Origin of the sequence: Micromonospora sp. NPDC000668 (genome assembly GCF_042897975.1) — a bacterium.
Lineage (GTDB): Bacteria > Actinomycetota > Actinomycetes > Mycobacteriales > Micromonosporaceae > Micromonospora.
Genome location: NZ_JBIAYP010000006.1, coordinates 339,343 through 354,009 on the forward strand (window position 1 = coordinate 339,343; position 14,667 = coordinate 354,009).

Below are 14,667 nucleotides of genomic sequence, written 5' to 3' on the forward strand. Positions count from 1 at the left end.
CTGACGTCAGTCCGACGTGTACTTACCGTGGCCGGAGCCGTCCTGATCGGAGGTTTCGGGTTCGCCGCACCGGCGGTAGCGAACGTCTCGGCCCAGCCGACCGCCGCCGATGTCTACGCCATGAGCGCCGGGCGACTCGGGGCAAGCGTGGCCGCCGTGCTGGGGCTGGCCGGCGCGATCATCGGTGGGCTGGCGCTGGCCCGCCCCACCGGTCGTATCGGCACCAGCAACGGGCTCCTCGGGGCCACCATGGCCCTGGCCGGAGGGCTGATCGGCCTGGCCCTCGGCGGGCTGGTGGTGGCCACCTCGGACAGCGGCATCGGCACCGGCAACGGGCGAGGCGGGGCCTACGTGGCCCTGGTGGTGGGGCTGATCGCCATGGTCCTCGGTGGGCTGGCTCTGGCCCGCTCTCGGCGCACCGGCTGACCGGCGCACCGGCTGACCGGCGCACCGGCTGACCGGCGCACCGGCTGACCGGCGCACCGGCTGACCCGGCATGGTGCCGGGTCACCGGATGCTGGACGGGTGCCGTGCGGTCGCAGCCGCCCTCAACCGGCCTGCCGTGCGTCGATCGCCTCGGTCAGTCCGTTCCGGCCCCGCACGCCGAGCTTGACGTACGCCCGCTGAAGATGGTTCTCCACGGTCCGCACCGACAACACCAACTCCGCCGCGATCGCCGCGTTGTCGTGCCCGGTCGAGGCCAGTTCGCAGATCTGCCGTTCCCGCGGAGTCAGCCCGTCCCGGTCCGTTGGCCGAGGGCTCAGGGGCGGCCAGTATCCGTCGCACCGTTCCCGTAGCAGGTCCGCCCGGCGGGCCAGCAGGTTCGCCCGGCGTTGGTCGCCTCGGCGCCCGCACGCCGCCTCGGCGGCGACCACCGCCTCCAAGCCGAGCGTCAGGTATCCACCGGCCGCCAGCGCGGTGCCGACCCGTTCCAGCGCCGCCGGGTCGTCGCCGGCGAGCGCGTGGGCGTAGTCGGACCACAGTCCGAACAGCGGACTGTCACAGTCGGCCGCGGCCTTGGCCAGTTGCTCAGCGGTCGCGACGCTGGGCTCCAGGCGGGAGAGCAGGTGCAGGCACTCGACCGTGACCGTCGTCGCCTGCTCAGCCCGCCCGTGCAGCTCGCGCAGCATGGCGGTGGCCGTGGCTGGCCGTCCCTCGGCGGCGGTCAGCCAGGCCGTGGTCAGCTCGGCGTCGATGGCCACCAGGCCGCCGGAGTGCCCGTCGCCGTCGGCACGGTCGTCGATGAGCTGCCGTAGCAGTCGTCTGCTCTCGGCCAGCTCACCCAACTGCGCCGCCACGTAGGCGTTGGCCGACAGCACGTAGTCCCGGATCGGGAACAGGGTGTTGGCGGCGAGGGTGCGCGCCTCGTGCAGCCAGCGCATCGACCGGCGCATCTGCCCGGCGTGATAGGCACACTTGCCCCGGGAGAAGGCGAGCAGCCCGACCGCGTCCGCGACGCCCCGGGCCACCGCGTCCTGGTAGTAGCACTGAGCCAGCCGTTCGGCCTCGTGCAGCCGTCCGGACAACAGCAGGGACTGCACGTGGCAGGCCTGCGTCGCGGCCCGCATCGTCGGCCAGGTCTCCGGGATGTCGACGTCGCCGGTGTCGAACATCCGCACCGCCCGTCCCGGCTGCCCACTGAACAGCAGCAGGTACGGGAGCAGCGCCGCGACGGCCGTCGCCAGCAGGGGGTCCCGGGGCCGATCGGCGGCCAACCGCGCCATGGACGCCCGGGCACCGCCCGCGTCGCCGCCGAACGCCGCGACCCCCACCTCCGCGGCGAGCAGCCCGGAAAGTGCCTCGGTGGGCAGCTCGCGTCGACCCGCGTCGATCACCGCGCGGGCACGGTCGGGCCGTCGACCTCCCCAGTACATGTTCAAGGCCCGCAGCGCCGTCGCCTCCGCGCGGTCCCGCGGGTCGGTGAGGTCGGCCGCCGCGCGGGCCAGGTACCCGTCCGCTTCGTCGCTGCGCCCCTGCGCCACCAGTGCTCGACCCACCTGCCAGTCGCCGCGCGCGGAGTCGATTCGGCGGCCCAGCCGTTCGGCCAGCACCGCGTCGTGCCGGCGTAGCGCGTACTCCGACGCCACCAGCAGGTCGTCCGCGTTGACCGGCAGGTCCGCCTCGCAGCGCCAGGCCGCGATCCGTGCCCGGTCGTCAGTGCCGCCGTCCACCGCGGCGAGTGCCTCGGCCAGGGTCCGGCGCAGCCGGCGGGCCCGCAGCGCCCCGGTGCGGTTGCGGACCACCTCGGCGTACAGCGGGTGGCCGGTCTGCACCAGCACTGCCGCATCGTGGCGGACCAGGCGGATCAGGCCCCGTTCCTCGAGCCGTTCCGCGACGAGCGGGTCCACCGTCCGCTCGATCAGGGCCAGTGGCGCCGGTTCGGCATGAGCGACGTACTGCAGCGCCTCGGCCTCCTCCGGGGTGAGCGTGCCGAGGGTCTGCTCGATGAGGTCGGCCAGATGAGTGGGACACAGTGACTCGGCCGGCCACGTCCACATCCCGTCGCGCTGGACCAGGCCGCCGTCGCGCAGCCCACACCGCACCGCCTCACGCAGGAAGAGCGGGTTGCCCTGACTGATCCGCCACAGCGCGCCGAGGGTCAGACCGTCGACCGGGCCACCGAGCCCTTCGCGGACCAGCAGGGCGGTCTCGTCCGGGTTCAGCGGTGGCACGTGGACCCGGTCGACGGCTCGGGACCGTCGTAGCGCCGCCACCGGCGCGGCGTCCAGGGCGGCGCCGCGCACGCTCGCCACCACTCGCACGGTGCCCCCCGCCACGAGACGTTCGAGCAGTGCGGCGGACGCGTCGTCCAGCCAGTTGAGGTCGTCCACGCCGACCACCACGCCCCGGCCCGCCGCGACCTCGCGCAGGCGGCGCTCCGCGTCCCGGAAGACGTCGGCCACGCTCGCGTCCGACGGCTGCGGCAGGCGGCTGGCGAGCACGCCGAACGGTACGCCGCGCCAGCCTGGCGTGGCGGTGACCCGCAGGACGACATGTTGCCGTCGTAGCGCGTGATCCAGCACCTCCTCCAGCAGCCGGCTCTTTCCCACCCCGGCATCGCCGGTGAGCAGGACCCCCTGACCCGCCGGCGCGGTGAGGGCCTCGACCGCCCGGTCCCGCTCGCGCATCCTGCCAACGAAGGGCCATCCGGCGTCTCCGTCGACGAAGCCTCCTGGTGCAGACACGGAACCCCTTCAACCCGGCCGGGTTCCCGCCCCGGGCCCGGTCGCCATCTCCGTCTCGACCCGCTCTCACAGCCGGTCGTGCGCACAGCGGTCTGGGTGGCGCGGGCCTCACCCTCACACACCCCGACGGGTGGTGCCGTCGCCTTCCAGACACGCCTGCACACCTGACGCCCCGATCCGCCGATTCGGTTGTCACGACCGTGACAGCGCCGGTTGGAGGTGAGGTACCGGCTACTCATGTGCCGGCACCCCCCTGGCACGGAGGCTGTTTCTGCCAGCGACCGCCGGGCAGGCCGGCGGTCGTCGTGAAAGGAGCCCTGAATGTCCATCACCGACATCGTCAGCAGCTGGAAGGACGAGTATCGCCGCGCCGCCTCGGCCGAGGCCGTGGAGAGCCACCCGGCCGGCGTGGTCGAGCTGGACCGTGACCAGCTGGAGACGGTGGCCGGCGGTGCCGCCGCGACCACCGGCCACACCACGGCCTGCTGCCACTGCGTCTGCTGATTTCGAACGACCGACCCTCGGGTCCGCACGGGGTCCGGGCCTGGCCCGGACCCCGTCGTCCCGCCCGAATCCACCGCCACGGGAGCACCGAATGTCCGTACCATCGCACCGCGCCGACGACGACCCGACCGCCCGCGCCGAGGAGCGCCTCCTGGCCGCGCTGACCATCACGGAACGGCTGGCCGCGCCCGTGTCGACGGAGACGCCGCCCGGCGAGCGGGCGCGGTGGCGGCTGTCCCGGTGGCGCACCGGCGGCGCGTTCACCGACGATGAGGACTGGCGACGCCGGCTGGCGGCGGAGGGTGTCGACGAGCAGGTGCTCCTCGCGCTCCTGGACGAGACGCCGGAACGGCTCGCCGCCCGCCTCGGCCGGCCTCCGGAGTGGATCCGCCGCCTGCTGGCCTGCTACGGCCAGCCGATGGGCGGGGAGATCGAACCCCAGCTGCTGCCCGGCCGCCCGCTGGATGCCTGCCTCGCCCTGGTGGCGCCACTGGTCGCGCAGGCCCGCGCCCGGGTGGCGCGACGGACCCGCCAGCTCGCCGACGACGCCCCCGACCTGCTGCCCGCCGACGCCGACCGGCTGGGCCTGACCGGCCTGCTCGACGAGCTGGTGGTGGTCCTCAGCCGGGCCGTCGTTCTGGAACTCAACATTGACCGGCTGCGCGGCACGTCGCCCGGCGAGACGCCGCAGGAGCGCTTCGCGGCCTTCTTCCGCCGGTATCGCTCGCCCGAGGCCGCCCTGACCCTGCTGGCCGACTACCCGGTCCTGGCACGTCAGGCGTACGGGCTGACCCGCAACTGGGCGGAGCGCACGATCGAGTTCCTGGAGCGGCTCAGCAGTGACGCGCCAACGCTCGGCGCGATCCTCCACGCCGGTGCCCCGGTCGGTCGCCTGGTCGAGGTCCAGGAGACCGGCGACCCGCACCGTGACGGTCGCAGGGTGCTGGTGGCCACCTTCGACACCGGCCTGCGGCTGGTCTACAAGCCCCGCCCCGTCGACGTCGAGGCACGGTTCCAGGACCTGCTGGCCTGGCTCAACGAGCGCGGCGCCGACCTGCACACCTTCACCGTCCTGCCGCGCGGCGAGCACGGCTGGGCCGAGTACGTCGACCTGCGGACCCCCAGCACACCGGCCGGCCACCGCGACTTCGCCCGCCGGTTCGGCGCGTTGCTGGCCCTGCTGCAGGCCGTTGGCGCCACCGACTGCCACCAGGAAAACGTGATCGCCCACGGCGAACATCCCGTCCTGGTGGACCTGGAGACCGTGTTCACCCCGTCGGTCGTCCGGGCCGCGAGTGCCCGTGGTGGAGACGCGATCGCCGACTCGGTGCTCGCCGTCGGCCTGTTGCCACGCGCCGACGAGGCGGCGGGACCGGCCGGCGACGGCTGCAACTGCTCGGCCTGGCAGGCCGAGGGGACCGACGAGATGCGGCTGTGCGCACCCGGCCACCACCATGAGGAGGCCGCCTCCCACGACCCCGCCGCCGCTCCGCCGGTGACCGACGTCGCCCCGCATCTGCCGCAGGTGCTGGACGGCTTCGACGCGATGTACCTCCTCCTTGCCGACGTACGCGACGAACTGCTGGCCCCGGACGGGCCGGTCACCGCGTTCGCGGCCGACGAGATCCGCGTCGTGCTCCGCCCCACCCGCACCTACCTGCGGCTGCGGGACGCCGCCCTGCACACCGACGCGCTGCAGGACGGCCTCGACACCGAACGGCTGCACGACTGGCTCTGGTCGGGGGTGGCCGAACTGCCGCTGCTGGCGGCCACCGTCGTCGAGGAACGGGCCGAGTTGGCGCGCCGTGACGTGCCGATGTTCACCACCAGGGTGGACTCCCGGGACCTGTGGACCGGTCGGGGACGGCGACTGCCCGGACTGCTGGCCCGGTCGGGCCTCGCCGAGGCGCGTCGTCGGCTCGCCCGGCTCGACGCGGCCGACCTGGCCCGGCAACGCTGGCTGATCGAGGCCGCCTTCGCCTCCCGGGTGGACGCCACCGACGCACCTCATGCACGGGTGCGCTGGCGGCTCGCGGACGTACCACCGGCACCGACGCCTCCGCCGGCGGCGTACCTGGCCGCCGCGACCGAGGTGGCGGCCCTCGTGGCCGGGCTCGCCAGCCCGGGTGCCGAGCCGACCTGGTTCGGTCTCACGCCCAGCGCCGCGGACCCGGGTCGGTGGGCGCCAGCGCCGTTCGGTCCGCACCTCTACGACGGCGTCGCCGGGGTGGCACTCTTCCTGGCCCACGCCGGACGGCTGAGCGGTGAGCAGCGCTTCACCGACCTCGCCGATCGCGCGGCGGCCGGGCTCGCCGCCCGCGTCCTCGACCGCCGGATCCCCGGCGACCGGATCGGCGCGTTCACCGGCTGGGCGGGGCTGCTCTACACCTTCGGCCACCTCGGAGCGCTGTGGCAGACCCGCCGGTTCACGCCGGTCGTCGACGTGGCACTCGCGCGGATCGTCACGCTGGCCGCCACCGACCAGGCCCCCGATCTGGTCGACGGGTACGCCGGTGCCGTCCTCGCCGTGTCCCGCGCCGGCCTGGATCCCGAGCGGGTCGGGCCGGCCGTGCGCGCCGCTGCCCGACGACTGTGCGTCGCCGCCGACCGCTACTCGCACCCCGCCGGAGCGGCGACCGGCGTCCCCCTGGGCGGGCTGTCCCACGGTTCGGCCGGGATCGCCGCCGCGTTGGCCCAGGCCCGGCAGGCGACCGGCGAGCCCGGGTACGCCGAGGCCGCTGCCCGCGCCCTGGCCTACGACCGCAGCCTGTTCCGCCCGGCGCTGGCGAACTGGGCCGACCTGCGCCGCCCCGGGCAGAGCACGGTGACCTGGTGCCACGGCGCCCCGGGGATTGGCCTGTCGCGGCTGCTCGTCCGCGACGCCCTCGGCACCGACGAGGTCCTGGACGCGGAGATCTCCACGGCGGTCGCCACCACCCTGGCCACCGGCTTCGGTCGCAACCACTCGTTGTGCCATGGCGACCTCGGCAATCTCGACCTGCTGCTGGCGGCCGCCCCGCAGCAGGTGGCGGCACCCGCCGCAGCGTTGCTGCGCGACGGTCTCGCCGGCGGCTGGCGCTGCGCGAACCCGACGGCGCTCGCCTCACCGGAGCTGATGACCGGCCTGTCGGGGATCGGACTTGCCCTGCTGCGGCTGGCCGCACCCGGCCGAGTGCCGTCGGTGCTCCTGCTGGCGCCCCCGACGGATGTGCCGGTGCGCGACCGCATCACCACCAGCAGGCTCGGCGATCGGGGGCGGCAGTGCGCCGCCTGACCGTCGTCCCGGGGTGGCCGGGCCGGCGGCGGGTGCCGCTGGTGATGCAGATGACGGACGCTGACTGCGGCGCCGCCTGCCTGGCCATGGTCTCCCGCCGGCACGGCGTACGCGCCTCGCTGGCCCGGGTGCGGGAAGGGCTGGACGTCGGCCGTGACGGGGTCACCGCGCGGGCGCTGCTGGCCGCGGCCCCGCGGTTCGGGTTGCGCGGCCGGGCTTTCCGGGCCGACGCCGGTCAGGTCGGGGCACTGCCCCTGCCGGCCATCGCGCACTGGGAGGACGCCCACTTCGTCGTGGTGGAACACGTCGGTCCGAGTGGGTTCCGGCTCCTCGACCCGGCGCTCGGGCGTCGGCTGCTCACCCCGGCCGAGTTCGCCGCCGGCTTCAGCGGAACGGTGCTGACCTTCACCCACGACCCGCAGTCCGCACCCGAGCCGCCCCCCACCCGGCCCGGTCCGCTGGCCAGGTGGCGGCGCGCTCACCCGCTGCTGCGACCCTTCCTGCCCCGACTGGGAGCCGCGTTCAGCGTCTCGCTCGTGCTCCAGGCGCTGGGACTGGCACTGCCCCTGGCCACCACGGTCGCCTTCGACCAGATCATGCCGGCCCGGGAGACCGCCCTCATGCCGTACCTGGCGCTGGGCATCGCGGCACTGGTGCTCACCCAGTTCGGTGTGGCCTACCTGCGGTCCCGGCTCCTGGTCACGCTGCAGGCGAAGGTGGACGCCGCGCTGATGACCCGACTGTTCCGGCATCTGCTGCGCCTGCCGTACGCCTTCTTCCAGCAGCGGGCCAGCGGTGACCTGATGCAGCGGCTGTCCAGCAGCATCCTGCTGCGCGAACTGGTCACCACCCAGGTGCTGACCGCGGTGATCGACGGCGTGCTGGTGATCGCGTACTTCGGTGTGCTGTTCGCCAAGGACCTCGCCTTCGCCGGACTCGCCGCCGCGATCGGCGTCACCCAGGTGGTGGCCGTCGCGGTGGTCAACGGCCGGCTGCTGCGGTTGAACCAGCGCCACCTGACCGTGCAGGCTGACGCGGAGAGCGCGCTGATGGAGGCGCTGTCGGGCATCGCGACCGTCAAGTCGATGGGTGCCGAGCGGCAGGTGTTCGACGGCTGGCTGCGCCGCTACACCACGGCACTGGACGCCGACGTCGCCCAGAACCGGCTCTCCGCAACGGTCGCCAACATCACCGCGAGCGTCCAGCTCGCCGGGCCACTGGCGCTGCTGTGGCTCGGCACCGGTCGACTCTTCGACGGCGCTGGCCTCGGCCAGACCCTGGGCCTGCAGGCGCTGGCGCTGTCCGCGCTCATCCCGCTCGCCTCCCTGGTGGCCAGCGCCCAGGTCCTCCAGTCGGTCGTGTCGCACCTGCAACGCCTGCGCGATGTCTTCGCCGCCCAGCCCGAACCGGCCGGGGACCCCGACCTGCCCGCGCCTCGGCTCACCGGCCGGATCAGTGTCCGCGACCTGAGCTTCCGCTACGACGGCGGCGCCGCGCCGGTGTTGCGGGACGTCTCCTTCGACGTCGCGCCGGGGGAGAAGGTCGCCGTGGTGGGTCCGTCGGGCAGCGGCAAGAGCACTCTGGCCATGCTGCTGACCGGCCTCTACCGGCCCACCGGCGGGGAGATCCTCTTCGACGGGGTGCCGCTGTCGCGGATCGACCCGACCGCGCTGCGCCGTCAGTTCGGTGTGGTGCTGCAGGAGAGCTACCTGTTCCGGGATTCCATCCGGCGCAACATCAGCCTCGTGCACCCGGGCGTCGGCATGCCGGCGATCCGGGCGGCCGCCGAGGTCGCCGCGATCGACCAGGACATCGCGGCGATGCCGATGGGGTACGACACCCAGGTCGCCGAGCGGGGCCAGGCCCTCTCCGGCGGGCAGCGGCAGCGGCTGTCCATCGCGCGGGCCGTGGCGGGGCAGCCCGCCGTGCTCCTGCTCGACGAGGCGACCAGCCACCTCGACGTGGCCACCGAGCGGCGCGTCGACCAGGCCATCTCGGCGATGCGCTGCACCCGGATCGTGGTGGCCCACCGCCTGAGCACCGTCCGTAACGCCGACCAGATCCTCGTCGTCGCCGCAGGCCGAATCGTGGAGCGCGGGCGGCACGACGACCTGCTGCGTGCCGGGGGCGTCTACGCCGACCTGGTCCGGTGTCAGTTGACCGACGACGAACCCGCCCGTTCAGGAGGCGACCCGTGGATACCCGTACCGTGACCGCCGGCGAAGCGCCGGACCGCCCCGCCGCGTCCGCCGACGTCGACCCGAAGGCGTTCCCGGCGCGGCGGGTCCTCGTCGCCGCCTGTGGCTCCGCGGACGTCCTGACCCTGCCCCAGTCGATCATGGTGATGCGACACGCGTTGGGGCTCGACGTCCGGGTCGTGCTCACCGCCGCCGCGGCCCGCTTCGTCCCGGCCCGTTCGTTCGCTCTGCTGACCGGACACCCGGCCCTCACCGACGAGGAGGCGATGACGGAGGTTCCGCACCTGGCCCTGTCGGCGTGGGCGGATCTGGTGCTCGTCATGCCGGCCACCGCCAACACCCTGGCCAAGGCGGCTCTGGGGATCGCCGACAATCTGGTCGGCACCTGCGTGCTGGCCGCCGCCGCTCCCGTCGTGCTGGTGCCGTCGATGAACTCGGCGATGTGGCAGCGCCCGGCGGTGCAGCGCAACGTGGCGCAGTTGCGCGCCGACGGGTACGGCGTGGTGCCGCCCGTACCCGTGCTCGCCCTGAGCACCGGCACCCTCGCCGGCCGGGGGATGCCGGCCGTCGAGGTGGTACTGGAGTGGGCCGCCGTCCACCTGCGCGGCGGGGGAGAAGGTCGTGGCTGAGGCGCGCGCAGGGTACGGGCCGCGGATCGCCGCGGTGGCCGTCGCATTCGGCGTCGTCCTGCTCGTGGTGGCGATCATCCCGTTCCTTCGCGCGTACGCCGACCCGGTCGCCCGCCGGCCCGCCGCCGCGATCGGGGTCGCCGCCGACCGGGCCGGCTGCGACCCGGAGTTGACCGACCCGATCCGCGGCGCTGGCGTGCACGTCGGCCCCGGCACCGCCGAGCCGCACGTCACCCGGATCCAGTACGACCTGGTCCCGCCGTCGTCCGGGCCACACTTCGTGGTGCCGGCCCCGACCGTGCGCCGGTTCTACACCGCCCGGGACCGTCCGCCTGTCGAGACGTTGGTCCACAACCTCGAACACGGCTACACCATCCTCTGGTACGTCGAACCGCTCGCTCTCGACCAGATCGAGGCACTGCGGGCGCTGGCCCGAAAGCTCGGTGGCGACCGGTACGGGGGCAGGTTCGTGGTGGCGCCGTGGGACCCCGGGTACGGGGCGTTTCCGGCCGGCCGCCCGATCGCCCTGTCGCACTGGGGCGCGCACGCCGGGTACCGGCAGTTCTGCGCCTCGGTCAGTGGCGCCGCCGTGGAGCGGTTCGTCCTGGCGCATCCGGCGGGCGACGCGCCCGAGCCGACCGGGATGTGACGCCCAGATCGTCAACCGGGCACCCCGTGCCGCGCCGCGAGGCAGTGGTGCGGTTCAGCAGGCGGCGAGCAGCGTACGGAGCAGTCCGGCGAGTTGCTCGCGCTGCGTCGCCGGTAGCTGGTTCAGTGCGGCCGCCTGCTCGGCGAGCCCGGCGGTGAGCGCCTCGTCCACCACCTGTCGACCCTTGGCGGTCAACCGGGCACGCAGCGCACGCCGGTCGGCCGGATCGGGAATCCGCTGCACCAGCTCGGCCCGCTCCAGCTTGTCCAGCCGGCCGGTCATGCCGCCGGTGGTGAGCATCAGGGCCGCCGACAACTGGCTCGGCGACAGCGTGTACGGCTCGCCGGCGCGGCGCAGGGTGGCGAGCACGTCGAACTCACCGCGTCCGATGCCGCTCGGCGCGTACGCCCGCTCGACCCGGTCTCCCATCAGGCGGGAGATCCGGTAGATCCGGCCGAAGACCTCCATCGGGAGGGTCTCAAGCTCGGGGCGCTCGGCCGCCCACTGACCGACGATCACGTCCACCCCGTCGCCGGTTGCCGTCGCCCTCTTCTGCCGCATGGTCCGATTGTGTCACACCTCATTCGAGCTCAGATGCTCCTCACTAAGTTTCTTAGTACTAAGCTATCTGCAAGCTAACGGGAGGCGGCACGATGAACCGGATGCTCGTCAGCACCGCCGTCACACCGATCGTCTGGGGCACGACCTATGCCGTGACCAGCGAACTCCTGCCGGACAACCGGCCGTTGCTGGCCGCGGCGCTACGGGCACTGCCGGCCGGCCTCGTCCTGCTCGCGGTGACCCGCCTCCTGCCCCGCGGATCGTGGTGGTGGAAGGCGGCGGTCCTCGGCACGCTGAACATCGGGGTGTTCTTCGCGATGCTCTTCTACGCCGCCTACCGGCTGCCCGGCGGCGTCGCGGCCGTGCTCGGCGCCACCGGCCCGCTGCTCACGGTCGGCCTCTCGGCCGCCCTGCTCCGGATCCGACCCACCATGATCGCGGTGGGCGCTGGGCTGCTCGGGGTGCTCGGCGTCTCCTTCGTGGTCCTGCGCCCGGATGCCCAGCTCGACCTGTTGGGCATCCTGGCGGGTCTGTTCGGTACAGCCTCGATGGCCACCGGCACCGTCCTGACGAAACGATGGGGACGCCCGGACGGGGTCGGCGCATTGCCGTTCACCGCGTGGCAGCTCACCGCCGGTGGTCTGCTGCTCGCCCCGGTGGCACTCGTCGCGGAAGGACCGCCGGCCGCCCTGACCGGCACCCATCTCGCCGGGTACGGATACCTGGCCACCGTCGGCACGGCGCTGGCGTACTGGCTCTGGTTCCGCGGGATCGCCGCGCTGCCGGCGACCTCGGTGGCGTTCCTCGCCCTGCTCAGCCCGATCACCGCGGCGGTTCTGGGTTGGCTGGCGCTCAGTCAGACGCTGCGCCCGGTGCAGGTGTTGGGATTGGTCGTCGCGCTGGCCGGCACCCTGCTCGGTCAGTTGCCCGGCCACCCGAGGGTCGGCCTCGCGGCGCAGGCCACACCGTCTCGGACTACCTCGACCGCACCCCGATCGCCGGTCGCGAGCTGAGGGTCGGGGTGTTCGCCGACCGGCCGCTGCTGAGTAAGGGCGGCGGCGACGATGGCGCGCCGCATACGATCGCCAGATGGGAATCTTCTCCACAAAGGATGATTGGCAGCCGCCGCTACGTCCCGATTGCGCCTGCCACGAGCATCTGGAGGATGTGCTCACGTTGGTCATCCCCAGCCAGGACTGGGACGAAGACCCCACCTTCGAGCAACTGCTTGCGACCGGGTCGCTCGGCGTGCGGCCGGTGAACGCGAAAGAGCGGTTCATGACCGTCTTTGACGAGGAGCAGAACGAGTCTCAGCTTGGCCCGCTGCACTGGGGCATGTGGGCCGCCGATGAGATCTACGGCTGTTATGACGATGACGCCGAGCTGCCCGTCGACAGGTCAATCGCCGCTCGGCCGGGTGTGGACCTGGTCGAGTGGTATGACCGGGAGGAGTTTCTGATCGGAGCACCCGGTTTGTGCGAAAGCGGCATGCTCGCTGCCATTGCGCGGGCGCTGCAAGATCCGAGGGTGCGCGCTTAAGTTCTGGCGCCCGGGGAAACCCGATCTGGTGTGGGAGTTGCGGCGAGCTGAACACCTCGACGGGACGGGGCCATGACGGAATTCGACAGTCGGTGTGGGCGGCACAGCTGTCCGTCGGCGCGAGCGGACGGTTGCTGAGGTGTCGTGGCGGGTCGCGCTGCTCCGCGCGCTCCAGCAGCGCCTGATCAACCCGATCGTCCGGTTCGCGTGGGACGTGAAACTCCCGATCCCCGGCGACGCGCTGTTGGAGACCACCGGACGTCGTACCGGCCGGCTGCGGTACACCCCGGTGTGCGATGGCCTGGACGGTGACATCTTCTGGCTGGTCGCCCAGCGGGGGCGCCGCGCCGACTGGGTGCGAAACCTCGAGGCCGATCCCCGGGTCCGGGTCAAGACGGGCGGCGGGCGGAGCGCACGTTGGCGGACCGGGACGGCGCACATCGTCGATGACGATGACCCCCGCGAGCGCCAGCGGTACATCGCGCGGAGCAGTCTCGCTCGCCGGCTCTGTGTGGGCACCTCTGAGGCGGTGGCTACGAGCCCGCTGACGGTGCGCATTGAACTGGACCAACCCTGACGTCGGGTAGCACGGCGGTCGCCACTGCCTGGGTAGTGACCGCAGGACCACCGCGTAGATGAGCCCGTCGCCGAGCCCGATGCCGATCGCAACACCGATGATCAACTGAACGAACGGCGGAACCGCTGCCCGCAGGAGGACCGCGCGGGTGATGTCACCAGCGGGCCGTCACCGGCACCGGAGGCGGCGGATCGGTGGTCAGGCGTCGGCGCGGGCGGCGAGGGCGTCCACCAGGCGGCGGGCGGAGCCGGCCAGGTTCCACGTCCCGGCCAGCTCCAGCAGCCGATCCGGATCGACGGGCGCGGTCGGCAGTGCGGTGGGCAGCTCCGGCAGTGGCACGTCCAGCGCGACCCGCACCACCGTCGGCGCGACGGCCAGGTAGTCGCGGGCGGCGGCCAGCTTGGCCCGCAGGCCCGGCGCGAAGGACGAGTCAGAGTCGTCCAGGGCGGCCAGGATGCCGGCGATGCTCCCGTACCGCTCGATGAGCCGGGCCGCGGTCTTCTCGCCCACGCCCTGCACCCCCGGCAGCCCGTCGCTGGGGTCGCCGCGCAGCGCGGCGAAGTCGGCGTACCGGTCGGCCGGCACGCCGTAGCGGGCCCGCACCGCGGCGTCGTCGCAGTCGTCGAGCTTGGCCACGCCGCGCCCGACGTAGAGCAGCCGGACCGGCCGGGCGTCGTCGATGAGCTGGAACAGGTCCCGGTCGCCGGAGACCACCTCCACCGGGCCTGGCTGGGTCACCGACAAGGTGCCCAGCACGTCGTCGGCCTCGTAGCCGGTCGCGCCGACGACGGTGATGCCGACCGCGGCCAGCACTTCCAGGATCATCGGGACCTGCGGGGAGAGGGTGTCCGGCACGACCTCGCCGCCCTGCGGGGCCACCCGGTGCGCCTTGTAGGACGGCAGTAGCTCGACCCGCCACGCCGGGCGCCAGTCGTAATCCATGGCGCAGACCATCCGGTCCGCACCGCGACCCCGGATCAGGGTGGCGAGCATGTCGAGGAAGCCGCGCACCGCGTTGACCGGGGTGCCGTCCTCGGCCCGGGCGGCCGATTCCGGGATGCCGAAGTATGCGCGGAAGTAGAGGCTGGGTGCGTCGATCAGCAGGATCGGGGATCGGTGTGCCACGCCCGACAGCCTGGCACAACCCCCTGACGATCAGGGGTACGCCCGGCCGCCGGCGGCGTCAGCGCCGCTCGTCGTGCTGGTAGACGGTCTCCCGCCGGGCCAGGTACTGCACGACGTAGCTCGCCACCAGCAGCAGGATCGCGACCACCACCTCGACCCAGGCCGCGACACCGTCGGCCACGGTGAGGCCGATGACCAGCAGGACCAGGCCGACCAGCGCGAGAACCCCGGCCCACAGCTGTCGGCGACGGCGCGTCGCCGCCCGGTCCGCCTCGTTCGGTGCCACGTCGGTCCTCCCGGTCGGGATGCCCGCGCGGGCACCCGGATCCAGGCTATGACCCTTCGGGGCGTCCGGCCCGGAAAACCGTCGTGCGGGCCGGTCACCGTGCGGCGCAGGCCGCTCGGTACGCCGTTCTTCTCCGGCCG

13 protein-coding genes are annotated in these 14,667 nt (G+C 73.4%); 9 read left to right on the top strand and 4 right to left on the bottom strand.

Annotation, left to right across the window (positions count from 1 at the left end; genetic code table 11):
- Positions 1-27 precede the first annotated feature (27 nt).
- Positions 28-426: a DUF6223 family protein gene (locus ACFY29_RS29095; protein WP_355604728.1), complete on the top strand. Its 399-nt coding sequence runs from the start codon at positions 28-30 to the stop codon at positions 424-426.
- Between the two features lie 122 nt (positions 427-548).
- Here ACFY29_RS29095 and ACFY29_RS29100 read toward each other — a convergent pair whose 3' ends face one another.
- Entirely contained in the window at positions 549-3,185 is a 2,637-nt protein-coding gene (locus ACFY29_RS29100; RefSeq protein ID WP_386991281.1) for an AAA family ATPase, read from the bottom strand.
- Between the two features lie 321 nt (positions 3,186-3,506).
- On the opposite strand from ACFY29_RS29100, the gene ACFY29_RS29105 reads away from it, so the two are divergent.
- The 5 genes from ACFY29_RS29105 (at position 3,507) to ACFY29_RS29125 (ending at position 10,439) form a co-directional block, all read left to right on the top strand.
- Positions 3,507-3,689, top strand: a complete 183-nt coding sequence (locus ACFY29_RS29105) for a mersacidin/lichenicidin family type 2 lantibiotic (protein ID WP_328416831.1) — start codon at positions 3,507-3,509, stop codon at positions 3,687-3,689.
- Positions 3,690-3,780: 91 nt separating this feature from the next.
- On the top strand, positions 3,781-6,963 hold the full coding sequence (locus tag ACFY29_RS29110; protein ID WP_386991283.1) for a type 2 lanthipeptide synthetase LanM family protein: 3,183 nt from the start codon (positions 3,781-3,783) through the stop codon (positions 6,961-6,963).
- Between the two features lie 44 nt (positions 6,964-7,007).
- Positions 7,008-9,176, top strand: a complete 2,169-nt coding sequence (locus ACFY29_RS29115) for a peptidase domain-containing ABC transporter (RefSeq protein ID WP_386991561.1) — start codon at positions 7,008-7,010, stop codon at positions 9,174-9,176.
- Entirely contained in the window at positions 9,158-9,790 is a 633-nt protein-coding gene (locus ACFY29_RS29120; protein ID WP_328416827.1) for a flavoprotein, read from the top strand. The genes ACFY29_RS29115 and ACFY29_RS29120 overlap by 19 nt, the downstream gene beginning before the upstream one ends.
- Positions 9,783-10,439 carry a DUF3105 domain-containing protein gene (locus ACFY29_RS29125; RefSeq protein WP_386991285.1) on the top strand — a complete coding sequence of 219 codons (657 nt, stop codon included), beginning with the start codon at positions 9,783-9,785 and terminating at the stop codon, positions 10,437-10,439. The genes ACFY29_RS29120 and ACFY29_RS29125 overlap by 8 nt, the downstream gene beginning before the upstream one ends.
- Positions 10,440-10,493: 54 nt before the next feature.
- Here ACFY29_RS29125 and ACFY29_RS29130 read toward each other — a convergent pair whose 3' ends face one another.
- Entirely contained in the window at positions 10,494-11,000 is a 507-nt protein-coding gene (locus ACFY29_RS29130; protein ID WP_386991287.1) for a MarR family winged helix-turn-helix transcriptional regulator, read from the bottom strand.
- A 101-nt stretch (positions 11,001-11,101) separates the two neighbouring features.
- Between ACFY29_RS29130 and ACFY29_RS29135 the strand changes: the two genes are divergently transcribed.
- From ACFY29_RS29135 to ACFY29_RS29145, 3 genes are all read left to right on the top strand, one after another.
- Complete coding sequence (locus ACFY29_RS29135) at positions 11,102-12,013, top strand: EamA family transporter (RefSeq protein WP_386991289.1); 912 nt, start codon at positions 11,102-11,104, stop codon at positions 12,011-12,013.
- A gap of 76 nt (positions 12,014-12,089) precedes the next feature.
- The gene (locus ACFY29_RS29140) at positions 12,090-12,539 is read left to right on the top strand and encodes a hypothetical protein (protein WP_386991291.1); all 450 of its coding nucleotides are present in this window, start codon (positions 12,090-12,092) and stop codon (positions 12,537-12,539) included.
- 139 nt (positions 12,540-12,678) lie between these two features.
- On the top strand, positions 12,679-13,116 hold the full coding sequence (locus ACFY29_RS29145) for a nitroreductase/quinone reductase family protein (protein ID WP_386991293.1): 438 nt from the start codon (positions 12,679-12,681) through the stop codon (positions 13,114-13,116).
- Positions 13,117-13,314: 198 nt separating this feature from the next.
- Here ACFY29_RS29145 and ACFY29_RS29150 read toward each other — a convergent pair whose 3' ends face one another.
- Together ACFY29_RS29150 and ACFY29_RS29155 are read right to left on the bottom strand one after the other, a co-directional pair.
- Positions 13,315-14,241: a 5'-3' exonuclease gene (locus ACFY29_RS29150; RefSeq protein ID WP_328416804.1), complete on the bottom strand. Its 927-nt coding sequence runs from the start codon at positions 14,239-14,241 to the stop codon at positions 13,315-13,317.
- Between the two features lie 58 nt (positions 14,242-14,299).
- The gene (locus tag ACFY29_RS29155) at positions 14,300-14,527 is read right to left on the bottom strand and encodes a hypothetical protein (protein WP_328416802.1); all 228 of its coding nucleotides are present in this window, start codon (positions 14,525-14,527) and stop codon (positions 14,300-14,302) included.
- Positions 14,528-14,667: the final 140 nt, after the last annotated feature.

What these genes read in the sequence shown, in the direction of transcription:
- ACFY29_RS29135 (WP_386991289.1), top strand. Translation starts at nt 11,102, where the DNA reads ATGCTCGTCAGCACCGCCGTCACACCGATCGTCTGGGGCACGACCTAT.
- ACFY29_RS29105 (WP_328416831.1), top strand. Translation starts at nt 3,507, where the DNA reads ATGTCCATCACCGACATCGTCAGCAGCTGGAAGGACGAGTATCGCCGC.
- ACFY29_RS29140 (WP_386991291.1), top strand. Translation starts at nt 12,090, where the DNA reads ATGGGAATCTTCTCCACAAAGGATGATTGGCAGCCGCCGCTACGTCCC.
- ACFY29_RS29130 (WP_386991287.1), bottom strand. Translation starts at nt 11,000, where the DNA reads ATGCGGCAGAAGAGGGCGACGGCAACCGGCGACGGGGTGGACGTGATC.
- ACFY29_RS29110 (WP_386991283.1), top strand. Translation starts at nt 3,781, where the DNA reads ATGTCCGTACCATCGCACCGCGCCGACGACGACCCGACCGCCCGCGCC.
- ACFY29_RS29115 (WP_386991561.1), top strand. Translation starts at nt 7,008, where the DNA reads ATGCAGATGACGGACGCTGACTGCGGCGCCGCCTGCCTGGCCATGGTC.